The organism is Intestinimonas sp. HCP28S3_D6, assembly GCF_052065695.1.
Taxonomy (GTDB): domain Bacteria; phylum Bacillota; class Clostridia; order Oscillospirales; family Oscillospiraceae; genus Intestinimonas.
This window is the reverse complement of record NZ_JBQHTM010000153.1, coordinates 1-387: the sequence shown is the minus strand read 5'-3', so window position 1 is coordinate 387 and position 387 is coordinate 1. Positions and strand designations below refer to the sequence as shown.

General features: G+C 70.8%; 1 protein-coding gene. It reads right to left on the bottom strand.

Annotated features, from left to right (window positions below; genetic code table 11):
- Positions 1 to 387, bottom strand: a 387-nt coding sequence (locus ACTNBK_RS17195; protein ID WP_441147918.1) for an S-layer homology domain-containing protein, incomplete at both ends; no start/stop codon positions are given.

The window sequence follows — 387 nt, the reverse complement described above, 5'->3', positions numbered from 1 at the left end:
GCCCAGTCAGCCACGGAGGCGGCGTCGGCGTAGGTGCTCAGGTCGCCGGCGGTGGTGGCCAGACCCTTCACCTCGGCATAGCGGGCGAAGATGGTGGCCAGCTCAGCGCGGGTCACGGCCCGGTCGCCGGCATAGGCGCCGGTGCCGTCGCCGGTGGTGAGGCCGGTGTCCTCCGCCCAGGCGGCGGAGTCGGCGTACCAGGTGCCGGCCACGTCAGTGAAGGTGGCGGCCTCGGTCACGGCAGGCTTGCCCTCCATGTTGTAGAGGGTCTGGTACACGGTGGCCCGGGTCACGGTGCCGTTGGGAGTAAAGACCTGGGCGTCGGTGCTGGTGGAGCCCATGATGCCGCCCTCGATGACGTAGTTCACGGCCTCGGCGTACCAGGCG